Source organism: Xenorhabdus sp. Sc-CR9, from assembly GCF_963897815.1.
Taxonomy (GTDB): Bacteria; Pseudomonadota; Gammaproteobacteria; order Enterobacterales; family Enterobacteriaceae; genus Xenorhabdus.
Genome location: NZ_CAWQTY010000109.1, coordinates 55,885 through 67,975, shown reverse-complemented (window position 1 = coordinate 67,975; position 12,091 = coordinate 55,885). Strand labels below are relative to the sequence as shown.

Annotated in this window: 10 protein-coding genes; 2 read left to right on the top strand and 8 right to left on the bottom strand. The window is 40.9% G+C overall.

Annotation, left to right across the window (positions count from 1 at the left end; translation table 11 throughout):
• Positions 1 to 9: 9 nt before the first annotated feature.
• The 7 genes from mgtE to purM form a co-directional block, all read right to left on the bottom strand.
• Positions 10 to 1,476, bottom strand: coding sequence for a magnesium transporter (mgtE, locus tag AACQ81_RS05325; RefSeq protein WP_237385134.1), 1,467 nt, complete (start codon positions 1,474 to 1,476; stop codon positions 10 to 12).
• A gap of 100 nt (positions 1,477 to 1,576) precedes the next feature.
• Positions 1,577 to 1,741, bottom strand: coding sequence for a YfgG family protein (locus AACQ81_RS05320; protein WP_237385133.1), 165 nt, complete (start codon positions 1,739 to 1,741; stop codon positions 1,577 to 1,579).
• Positions 1,742 to 1,753: 12 nt separating this feature from the next.
• Positions 1,754 to 3,286 carry an exopolyphosphatase gene (gene ppx / locus AACQ81_RS05315; RefSeq protein ID WP_237385132.1) on the bottom strand — a complete coding sequence of 511 codons (1,533 nt, stop codon included), beginning with the start codon at positions 3,284 to 3,286 and terminating at the stop codon, positions 1,754 to 1,756.
• A 3-nt stretch (positions 3,287 to 3,289) separates the two neighbouring features.
• A complete protein-coding gene (gene ppk1 / locus AACQ81_RS05310) occupies positions 3,290 to 5,359 on the bottom strand; it encodes a polyphosphate kinase 1 (RefSeq protein WP_237385131.1) in 2,070 nt (689 codons plus the stop codon).
• Positions 5,360 to 5,408: 49 nt separating this feature from the next.
• Entirely contained in the window at positions 5,409 to 5,951 is a 543-nt protein-coding gene (gene speG / locus AACQ81_RS05305) for a spermidine N1-acetyltransferase (protein WP_237385130.1), read from the bottom strand.
• 427 nt (positions 5,952 to 6,378) lie between these two features.
• Positions 6,379 to 7,017, bottom strand: a complete 639-nt coding sequence (purN, locus tag AACQ81_RS05300; RefSeq protein WP_237385129.1) for a phosphoribosylglycinamide formyltransferase — start codon at positions 7,015 to 7,017, stop codon at positions 6,379 to 6,381.
• A gap of 97 nt (positions 7,018 to 7,114) precedes the next feature.
• The gene (purM, locus tag AACQ81_RS05295; protein ID WP_237385128.1) at positions 7,115 to 8,158 is read right to left on the bottom strand and encodes a phosphoribosylformylglycinamidine cyclo-ligase; all 1,044 of its coding nucleotides are present in this window, start codon (positions 8,156 to 8,158) and stop codon (positions 7,115 to 7,117) included.
• A gap of 226 nt (positions 8,159 to 8,384) precedes the next feature.
• Here purM and upp point away from each other — a divergent pair, with 226 nt between their 5' ends.
• A complete protein-coding gene (gene upp / locus AACQ81_RS05290; RefSeq protein ID WP_237385127.1) occupies positions 8,385 to 9,011 on the top strand; it encodes a uracil phosphoribosyltransferase in 627 nt (208 codons plus the stop codon).
• Between the two features lie 129 nt (positions 9,012 to 9,140).
• Positions 9,141 to 10,454, top strand: a complete 1,314-nt coding sequence (uraA, locus tag AACQ81_RS05285; protein ID WP_237385126.1) for a uracil permease — start codon at positions 9,141 to 9,143, stop codon at positions 10,452 to 10,454.
• A 362-nt stretch (positions 10,455 to 10,816) separates the two neighbouring features.
• Here the strand turns inward: uraA and AACQ81_RS05280 are convergent, their stop codons facing one another.
• Positions 10,817 to 11,503, bottom strand: a complete 687-nt coding sequence (locus AACQ81_RS05280; RefSeq protein WP_237385125.1) for a hypothetical protein — start codon at positions 11,501 to 11,503, stop codon at positions 10,817 to 10,819.
• Positions 11,504 to 12,091 lie beyond the last annotated feature (588 nt).

Sequence of the window (12,091 nt, the reverse complement as noted above, 5' to 3'; positions counted from 1 at the left end):
GGTGAGAAGTCACACCAAAAACAGTGTTGCCAGTCCCAAAAAGATAAAGAATCCGCCAGTATCCGTAATGGCAGTAATCATCACGCTAGAACCAATCGCAGGATCTCTCCCCAGTTTCATCATAATAAACGGGATAAACACCCCCATCAGCGCTGCCATCAGCAGGTTCAGTATCATCGCCATTGTCATAACACACCCCATAGCAAAATCACTATAAAGCAGATAGGTAACAACACCCATTATTCCACCCCAAATGATGCCGTTAATCAGGGCGACCCCAAACTCTCTCAATATCAGATAAGAAAAGCTGCCTGTTTGAATCTGGTGAAGCGCCAGTGCACGAACGATCATAGTGATGGTCTGGTTGCCAGTATTACCACCGATGCCTGCTACGATAGGCATCAAAGTTGCAAGGGCGACAAGCTGAGAAATAGTATGTTCAAACAGGCCGATGACTCTGGAAGCCACAAAAGCGGTACACAAGTTTATTGCGAGCCATGTCCAGCGGGTTTTGACTGCTTGCCCAACGGGAGCGAAAACATCTTCTTCGCGGCTTAATCCCCCCATCCGGCGTATATTGTTGTCGGTTTCTTCATTTAAGGTATCAACAATGTCTTCAACTGTCAGGCGTCCCATCAAACGCCCGTTGTTATCCACCACAGCGGCAGAGATTAAGTCGTAACGTTCGAATGCACTGGCGGCATCTTCGCCTTTTTGCTCCGGCGAAAAAGTCACGGTATCCGTATGCATGACTTCGGCAACTAATTTATCCGGCACGTTGATCAGCAATGTGGTGAGGGGGAGTTCTCCCTGAAGACGATTTTTACGATCAATAACAAAGATCTTATCTGTTGTTTCGGGGATGGAGCCACGTGAGCGTAAAAAACGTTGAACTGTACTGAGTGTAACGTTTCCCCGTACTGTCACGAACTCAAAATCCATCATCTGCCCGATACTGTCTTTGTGGTATTGCAATACTTCGCGGATGCGGTTGCGCTGGCTCGGCTCCAGATAGGTCAGTAAGCGGCGTGAAGTCTCTCTGGGAAGATGTTCCGCTATGTACGCTTGTTCATCCACATGCAAAGTGCCGATGGCGCGCAATAATTCAACATCAGACATGTCTTTGATCAGGTTGTCCCAGATAGGAATGGAGGCTTCCACCAAAACTTCACCGCGCTGATTGTTATCGATAAGCTTCCATAAAGCGAGACGTTCGTCATAGGGCAAGGCTTCCAGAATATCCGCAATATCAGCAGTATGCAGGTCGAGCAGTAATGTACTGACTTCCTCTATTTTCTCTAATAACTGTTCATCGCTGATGGCGGAAGATTCATCAGCTTGGCCTAATAACGTGTCAACAAATAGCTCATCATTAATGAACAGTGAGAACAGGTGTTGGCGAGCATATGCCAATTTTTGCGAATGTTGATTGGCAACAGTCGCATTATTATTAGGTGTAAAGGTCGGTTGTAACATAGTGTACCTTTAAAACAGAAAATAGGCTAAAACAAGGGCGTTCACAATAACATAACCATAACATAATCTGGTATATTGCTCTTGAAAGCCCCTGTAACAACTATTCTGTTTTCGGGCTACTGAGTAATTCCACCGATTGCTGTTGGGTTTGCTGGTGATGCTCTAAAGCTGCCATGAATGAATAGATAAGACGCCCAAATAAAATCAGAAAGCTGATAAGCAAGATCAATTTTGTAATTTGAACAGATTTCTTTTTCTTCTTCATAACGTGAGATCGTTAAGTCGATTCCTCTTTAATGTGTAAGTTCCAGCCAGTTACGTCACTCCAGTAATCCTGTTCTTTCTCCAGATCAAGTTGCACCAGAGCATTTTGCGTTAAGTAATTTTTGGGCAGGTAGAGTGTCCAATGACTATGATCAGTTCCTAACCTTAGTGTATCTGGCGTTGTGGTAGATTGGCGTTGGTTATTCAATAATGTTGCCAGCCGCAATATCTTAAGTATAGGAAGATACTGCTTTTTCTTGAACAGATAGAAACGGGGATGCTCATGCACTTTCACTGCCTTGCGGTGATAGCGTACCAGTGTTGCCAGCAATGATTGTTGTTCTTGGTTAAATCCCGGCAGATCAGTATGTTGCAGTATATAAGCGGAATGGCGTTGTAACCCGCTGAGATTAATGCTTAAACCGACTTCGTGTAGCATGGCTGCCCACAATAGAATAGATTCCAGTTGTGGTTGCACCCGTTTGGGGTTTTGTCCTGCCCATTGCCCATAAAGATTTTTGGCGGTACTCCAAACTCGGTCGGCTTGTTCACGATCGATATTATAGTGTTCAGCAAGACTTTTGGCGGTTCTTTGGCGAATATCCTGATGACGGAATCGATCTTCCATTTCGTAAAGTACACCTTCCCTTAAAGCACCTTGAGACAGGTGTAATTCCTCAATATGCAGGGCATCGAAAATACCACACAAGATTGAAAGGCCGGGAACAAAAGTCTGCTTGCGGTCATCAGAAATTCCCGGCAGATCCAGCGCCTTGAAATTTTTATATTTCAGGACTCGTTTCACCAGCATATTGAGTCGTTCTGGCGTGATCAGGCCATCTTTCTCGCCCAATTCCACTAATAGCTCATGGACAGCTTTAATTGTTCCCGATGCACCTAAAGCAAAATCCCAGCCTTTCGTGCGAAATTGCCAGACAAGATTTTCTAGCTTTTGGGCTGCCTGAAGGCGTGCTTTACGGAAATTATGTTCATTGATCACATTATCAGGAAAGAATTGGCGGGCAAAACTGACACAACCCATGCGGCGACTCTCGATTAAGAGTGGTTCGAAATCTTCACCGATAACCAGTTCCGTAGAGCCACCACCAATATCAATTACTAATTTTCGGCCTTTTTCCGGTTGGGTATGTTCAACGCCCATAAAAATCAGGCGGGCTTCTTCATGGCCTGAGATGATTTCAATCGGATAGGGGATAACTTCTTTTGCACGTTTTAAAAATTCTTGCGCATTGGTGGCTTCACGTAAACTATGGGTTCCGACCAGACAAACATTATCAGCAGAAAACCCCTGTAATCGTTCCGCAAATAGGGAAAGACAAGCCAAGCCACGGTTTATGGCTTTTTCGCTTAATTCGTTTTTACTGTTTAAACCATCCGCAAGGAAAACCCGTTTTTTTAAACGTCCAATAACCTGTAGTGCACCGTTAACGATACGGGCGATTACCATATGAAAACTATTAGAACCCAGATCAATAGTGGCAATTTCTTGAGGTTTGGGCATAGGGGTGTCGTGTTTCAACGGCATAAATCAGGCTCTTGGTTCCGGTTGTTCACGATTTTTCAGATAATCATAAATCGCAATTTGAGCGCGGATTTTACGCTTATTTCCCCGTGGAACATAGCGATTGCTTAATTCTTTATCGATATAGCGTGCTTTGACGGTATCATTGAACTGCAATTCAAGGATGTCCATAACTTGTTGTTTTAACATAGGATCAAGCAGGCAAACCGCAACTTCAATACGGTAATCGATATTACGGGTCATCCAGTCAGCCGATGAAAGGAAGATGTTTTCATCGCCTTTATTGGTGAAAACGTAAACTCGATCGTGTTCCAGAAACCGATCCACAATGCTGGTGACGTGGATGTTTTCACTAAAACCTGATTGATTCGGAATCAGAGAGCACATGCCCCGCACCAGAATACGAACTTTGACGCCAGCTTCTGAGGCGTCATAAAGTCGATCTACCAACTCTTTGTCAACAAGGTTATTGATTTTTAAAGTAATACCGGCCACTTCTCCTGCCTGTGCATTTTCGATTTCTTGAGTAATCAATCGATTGAGCATGGCCCGTGAATTTTGGGGTGATACCATTAAATTTTCAAATGTGACCGGGCGATAAGGGTTTTCAATAAAGTTAAATACTCGGCGCACTTCATTGGTGATTTCGGGCTTTGCGGTCAACAGAGAATAATCGGTATATAAACGCGCAGTTTTTTCATTGAAATTTCCCGTGCCGATATGGGCGTAACGGATAATTTTGTCCCCTTCAAGACGGGAAATAATGAATAGCTTAGCGTGAATTTTCAGGCCGGGAGCAGAAAAAATAACATGCACGCCCGCTTCGGTTAATCGCTTCGCCCAATGGATATTGGCTTCTTCATCAAAACGTGCCTGTAATTCCACCACAACCGTGACTTTCTTACCGTTATGCGCTGCATGGATCATAGAGTCAATAATGCGTGAATCTTTTGCAACGCGATAAATATTAATCTTGATAGAGATTACACTAGGGTCGAAAGAGGCCTGACGTAGCAATTCCAGCACATGTTCGAAAGTGTGGTAAGGGTAATAAAGCAGGACATCCTTCTCCCGTATGGCATCAAAACCGTTACGGAAATGATCAAACCAAGTATGGCGCAATCGTGGCATGGGTTTGTTCAGGAGATTCCGGTTTCCTTCATTGGGGAATTTAATGAAGTCTTTAAAATTATGATAGCGGCCACCTGCAATTACCGAGTCATCATTGGACAGTCCCAGTTTACTGCGCAGAAGCTCTACCATTTCGTCAGGCATATCACGCTGATAGACAAACCGCACCGGCTCTGCCGTCAGTCTTTGTTTCAGTGTGGAAGACATCAGTTCCATCAAACTGGACTCCATTTCTGTTGCCAGATCGTATTCGGCATCACGGGTCATTTTCATAGAGTAAATGTTTAAAGCATCGTAATCGAAGAATCCTTTGAAAATTTCATCCAGTGTATAACGCAGAATATTATCAAGTAATATCATTGATTTGCGTCTGCGGGGCATTTCTGGTGGCAGGTTGACGAAACGAGGGACTTTATCCGATGGGATCTCCAGTAAAGCATATTGTGTTTCTTGCCCACGGATAATTTCAACAGCCAAATAGGTATAATCGTCCTTCAAAAACTCAACCAGGTTGGTTTCTGAATTAATGACAATTGGCGTAATGTGCGGTCGCAAATGTTGGCGAAAATATTGCCGTAACCAGATTTGTTGATTCGGGGATATTTGCCGTTCATTAATCAGAAAAATTTGATTACGGGCCATTTCCAGCAGCAGATCGTTATAGAGATCATCAAATTCCTGATCAGTTTTGGCGACTTTGGACTGAATTTTTCTCAATAGCTGGCGAGCGCTGGTCGCTGAACCCTGTTCTTCACTGATAAGAATGCGCCGTTTTACATCGACAAAGCGAACCTTGTAAAACTCATCAAGGTTATTGGAGTAGATCCCTAAAAACCTCATTCTTTCAATCAGCGGGTTACTTTTATCAGCCGCTTCCTGAAGTACACGTTCGTTGAAAGAGAGCCAACTGAGTTCTTTTTCGGTATAGAGACGATCGTGGGACATTACTACTCCGTTTGGTTTTCCATTCAATTTGATGGGCCAGCACGCTGGTCTAGAATTCACGGGTCTTATTGGCAAAATAATGGTGTTGGAAAGTACACATCCGAATGGCCGTATGATAGGAGCCGTGCACAAAAAATTCATCGATTAATTCACCTTCGGTATAGAACCCCAATTTACTGTATATGTGGATTGCTTTTAAATTTTCTTTATCAACAATCAGATACAGTTTGTAGAGATTCAGGACAGCAAAGGCATATTCCATCGCCAGTTTAACGGCTACTGTAGCATAGCCTTGTCCTTGATAGGCCGGAGCTATGATAATTTGAAACTCTGCCCGGCGATGGACATAATCAATTTCGACTATCTCTACTAACCCAACTTTGGAATTTACGCTTTCGATGATAAAGCGACGTTCACTTTGATCATGGATATGCTTGTCATAGAGATCGCATAATTCAACAAAAGCCTCATAAGGCTCTTCAAACCAATAACGCATGACACTGGCGTTATTATCAATTTGGTGAACAAAACGGAGGTCTTCCCGTTCAAGAGGGCGTAAGTTAACAGATGGACTTTCTGAACCATTGGACATTGGGTACCTCAGCTTCAATATTTTTAAGTGATGGTATCAATATATACCCTTGGTATTTCAAACGACTGTTTTGTTGGCTACGTTTACTCATTCCAGCCAGCCTGGTCTAGTTAGCTATGCTTCTGGGGATGTGTTCCCAAAACATAAAAACTGCATCTCGAAATCCATAGGGTATAAATAATTATTGCTAGATTTATATTTTTAGATAGCTAATCAGATTATTTGATCACAGAAAATAAAGTAATCCGAGATGACAACTTACAGCAAGGTATAATCCTAATACAATGTTACCTTAACACAATATATTAATTAAATTTCTTATCAAGATACGTTAACACAGGAGGTTAATCCGGTTTTTATGCCTGACAGATTTCAAGTTGCAGCCAGTAAAACCGCAACTTAAAAGAGGAAAGAAGTTAGCTCTGGATTATTCTGATGCGTAACCTTGCGGCGGTAGAACATATCCATCCATTACGACTGTATTTCCTTTCAGCGTCAAACGCTCATCCAGAAACCAGCGAATAACCAAAGGATAGAAATTATGTTCTTGGATTTGGACTCGCTCGACAATATCTTCCTCTATGTCATCCTCAAAAATAGGCACTTTGGCTTGTAAAATAATAGGGCCACCATCTAACTCTTCAGTAACAAAATGAATGGAAGTACCATGTTCCCTATCACCATTTTCGATGGCTTTTTGATGGGTGTGCAGGCCGGGATACTTTGGTAACAGGGATGGATGGATATTAAGCAAGCGACCATGATAGTGCTGTACGAAATCAGGGGATAGAATTCTCATATAACCCGCCAGAACCACTAAATCTGGTTGATATTGATCAATAGCCTTGAGTAAGGCGAGATCATGGCTTGTACGATCTATGTATGCTTTAGGATTGAGAAAGTTGGTGGGAATATTTGCCTGTTCAGCACGTTGCAGCCCATAAGCATCCGCATTATTACTGAAAACTGCTGCAATATGCCCATTAATCCGGTTTTGCTGACAAGCATCAATGATAGATTGCAGATTGCTACCATTGCCAGATATTAGAACGACAATTTTTTTCATGGATTATCTTCGTTGAAGGAATTCATTTACCGACATACCCTTCATGTTTCAAGTTGCAGTTGGTAAAACTGCAACTTGAATTTATCGGGCATAAAACTTATTCATTGATAACGACAGGTTGCTCATCAGCGTTGAGTTCGGCAATTGTACCAATCTGCCATGCATTTTCTCCCGCTGCTTTCAAATATGAAATGGCCGATTCCGCTTGTGATTGAGGCAGAGCGATTATCATACCTACCCCACAGTTAAATGTGCGATACATTTCGTGAGTGCTAACATTGCCAGCTTGTTGCAACCATGTAAAGACTGCTGGCCACTCCCAGCTCGCAGAATTGATCCTTGCCTGCGTATTGTCTGGCAAAACGCGAGGAATATTTTCCCAGAAACCACCACCTGTGAGATGTACAATGGCATGCACTTCAACTTTTTCAATTAATTCCAGAATGGATTTGACATAAATTTGAGTAGGAACAAGCAGATGATCAGCGAGAGATTTTCCTTCAAGTTCGGTCGTTTCAGGGGTTGTCTGGCTTACTTCGAGAATTTTGCGGATCAGGGAATAACCATTGGAGTGTGGCCCACTGGATGCCAGCGCAATCAGTGCATCACCAGCTTGAACCTGACTGCCATCAATAATTTCTGATTTTTCAACGACACCGACACAAAAGCCAGCAACGTCATAATCTTCACCATGATACATACCCGGCATTTCCGCCGTTTCACCTCCGACCAGCGCACAACCTGCTTGTTTGCAGCCTTCCGCTATTCCCGTGATGACACTGGCGGCAGTATCAACATCCAGTTTGCCCGTGGCATAGTAATCAAGGAAGAAAAGTGGTTCAGCTCCTTGGACAATCAGATCATTGACACACATGGCAACCAAATCAATCCCGATGGTGTCATGGCGTTTCAGATCCATGGCCAGACGCAGTTTAGTGCCAACACCATCTGTACCGGAAACCAACACAGGTTCACGATATTTTTGAGGCAGGGCACATAACGCGCCGAAACCACCCAATCCCCCCATCACTTCAGGGCGGCGGGTCTGCTTTACGACACTTTTGATACGATTGACTAAGGTATTACCAGCATCAATATCGACACCAGCATCTTTATAGCTAAGAGAGGTTTTGTTGGTCACTGCATAGCTCCCAGGCGGTTGCACTTGAATGAATAAAACAGAACGGAAATAATTCTAACAGTCTAAGCAAACGTTTGCGATAGCTTTATATGGGTTTTCTGTAAGATAAAAATCGCAGAAAAATATTTATGATTGATAAAAATGAATAGATTGGTAGTGGCTAGATACTAAAAAGGAGGTATAATCCCGCGATTTTTTGTCTGCCGGCTTATATTAGGAGAAACTCATGAAGATCGTTGAGGTTAGACATCCACTGGTTAAACATAAACTTGGTCTGATGCGAGATCATGATATAAGCACCAAACGCTTTCGTGAACTGGCCTCAGAAGTGGGGAGTCTTCTGACATATGAAGCAACTGCTGATTTAGAAATTGAAAAAGTGACCATTGAAGGATGGTGTGGTCCGGTAGAAATAGACCAGATTAAAGGGAAGAAAATTACGGTAGTACCTATCCTGCGTGCCGGATTGGGCATGATGGACGGTGTACTGGAAAATATTCCAAGTGCACGGATTAGTGTCGTTGGTGTATATCGTGATGAAGAGACACTGGAACCTGTACCTTACTTCCAAAAATTGGTTTCTGATATTAGTGAACGTATGGCATTGATTGTCGATCCAATGTTGGCGACAGGCGGTTCCATGATTGCCACCATTGATCTTTTGAAGAAAGCAGAGTGTCCTGTGATTAAGGTGTTGGTTTTGGTTGCGGCTCCAGAAGGTATCGCTGCACTGGAAAAAGCACATCCAGATGTCGAATTGTATACTGCTTCGATTGATGAACGACTTAATGAGCATGGATATATTGTCCCTGGTTTGGGAGATGCAGGCGACAAACTATTTGGCACTAAATAATATTCTGAGCCGACTGAAAAGTCGGCTTTTTTTTGTTTCCAGTAAAATGATATATACCCAATAAATTTCAGATAGCAGCCAACAAAGATGAAGTCTGAAACATAAAAGGGAATTAAGAGGATTTTAATAATGACCCGCCGGACCATTGGAGTAGATGAAAGGCCATCTTTAGTGCAGACTATTCCATTAAGTTTACAACATCTATTCGCCATGTTTGGTGCAACTGTTTTGGTTCCCATTTTATTTAACGTTAATCCCGCCACGGTTTTATTATTCAACGGTATTGGAACCTTATTGTATCTGGTGATTTGCAAAGGGAAAATTCCCGCTTATTTGGGTTCTAGTTTTGCATTTATTTCTCCGGTGTTGTTGTTATTGCCTTTGGGATATGAATTAGCATTGGGTGGATTTATTGTCTGCGGTTTTCTGTTTTGTCTGGTTGCCCTGATTATCAAAGTCGCAGGAAGGGGATGGATTAACGTGATATTCCCACCTGCGGCGATGGGTGCCATTGTTGCAGTAATTGGTCTTGAGTTGGCTGGCGTTGCTGCCGATATGGCAGGTTTACGCCCCGCAGCAAATACAGCTGTTAATATGACCAATCTGACGATCTCCATGGTGACATTAGCTGTGACGATTTTGGGTTCGGTGGTATTCCGTGGTTTTATGGCGATTATCCCGATTCTGATTGGTGTGCTGGTCGGTTATGCATTGTCATTTTTTATGGGCATTGTTGATTTTACACCAGTACAAGAAGCCCCGTGGTTTACTCTGCCAACTTTCTATACACCACGTTTTGAATGGTTTGCCATCATGACTATCTTACCTGCGGCGCTGGTGGTAATTGCGGAACATGTGGGTCACTTGGTGGTTACCGCCAATATTGTGCAGAAGGATTTGCTGAAAGATCCCGGTCTACATCGTTCAATGTTTGCAAATGGCTTCTCAACAATGTTTTCGGGATTCTTTGGTTCAACACCTAACACAACTTACGGTGAGAATATCGGTGTTATGGCTCTTACCCGTGTGTATAGCACATGGGTAATTGGAGGCGCAGCGATCATTGCGATATTGCTTTCTTGTGTCGGAAAATTGGCAGCAGCGATTCAGTTAATTCCAGTCCCAGTCATGGGCGGCGTTTCTCTGTTACTATATGGTGTAATCGGTGCATCAGGCATTCGAGTTTTAATTGATTCAAAAGTAGATTACAGCAAAGCTCAAAACTTGATCCTGACTTCTGTTATTTTAATTATTGGTGTCAGTGGTGCGAAAATCCAGATTGGTGCAGCGGAATTGAAGGGTATGGCGTTGGCAACTGTCGTAGGTATCGGTCTGAGTTTGATTTTCAAGTTAATTCACATTATTCGTCCAGATGAATCTTATATCACTTCGTCCATGGAATCGTTCAGTATTGATAAAAAAGCGAATGAAAGTGTAAAATAATTTACATTATCTTCTTTATGAGAAAGAATTCATTGCAGAACTCTTTCTCATATTTTTTATATAATAATAAGTTAATTAATATTCTTCCCTCAGGCTACTTAGGTTTATTTTCTAAATTTATATGTGTTTTTTCTATTAGTTTTTCGGTAGTTATATCAGATAGGTCAATAGGCTTAGAAAGCTACTTTTTTTCATTGTAATAGTCAGAGAGTTCCATATAACTCATATTATTCATCTCAGATATATTGTAATCAATCGCTTGGTTTTCATGTGTTATCTGAAGAAGGTTACCTGTACTATCAATAAATGCTACTTGATAAATTTGTATTATTGAATCAGACTTAAGAAGTATAGGGATAGCATTATTTATTTGTTCTCTTAACGGGTTCTCTTAACGGAGAAAAAAATTGTTTGTATATATTTTTCTCGCTATTTACATAACCTTGACTGTCTTTTGAAATCACACAGTGATTATTATCATCCCAAATTCTCATTTTTTTATTCCATTCTTCAGGGTATTGTGAGCCTTTGCAGACAATATCGGCCCAAGGATCGCATATCCAAGAATCTGGTTGAAGTTTTCGTAATTCACGAATAGGATAAGGCATTTGATTTAGAGGATGATATAGGACAATAAAACCATGATCATAGGGTTCAGGCGGCCCACATAGGGCAATATAAATTGGATGTTTATCTATTTTTCTGTAAAAATTAAAAATTTCAAGTGAATGAAATTTCATTAATTCATGGAAAGCATGATAACTAAGTTCTTGACAATTTCCGGCAAGATTTTTTTTGAATTTATTAACGGTGTAATAGGAGTGACAATAGCTGATTCCTTTATTACCAAGTCTATAACGCATATCTTCAATACTATCATCAATTATATCATAATCATGTTTTAATTTTATCATATTAGGGTTCTGTTTGTTACTTCTTCCAATCATATCAATATCTTTTGTGTGGAAAGGAAAATGGGTTGATGAACCGGCTAAGAATGCATTTTTTGCTCGCTTGGTTACATGTTTAAGAATATCTTCAATTGTCATAGTGTACTCCAGAATTATAACGGCAGTATAGTAATAGATAATATATATTCTTTATACTTCAAGTTTAAGTCTTATTTTTAAATTAAATGTTTTTAATTGGTCATTTATTCTATTACAGGTTATATTAATTTTTAGGTGGTTTAGCATTTTTTACCTAAAGCTATTTTATTTTTTAATTTGCTCTCATTAAGATATTGGTATGTTCCAGGAATTTTACTATTGTTGCGCAAAAAAATCTATTTGATGCGCCATGCATAAAAGCATATTGTGTCTTTTTCATTACTTCTTCTAGTATGTTTTGCATTGTTATCATCATGGTCTCCAATTAACTGGTTGAAAATACAGAAGATATAGTGATTATGTTATTTTCTCTACCACATATCATCATGATTTTTTCCAGACTAATAACTATCCGAAATAAAAAACGCTTATTAGCTTATCCTGATGATAAAAATATTTTTTTAAATTCTTATATAAAATATATTCAAGTAACATATTTTACTTCTAATTAAATGATATTCTAATTTAACATTAATTTCTTAATTTGATGTTTTATATAGGGCTTTTTCGGAGTTAATTTCATTAAAT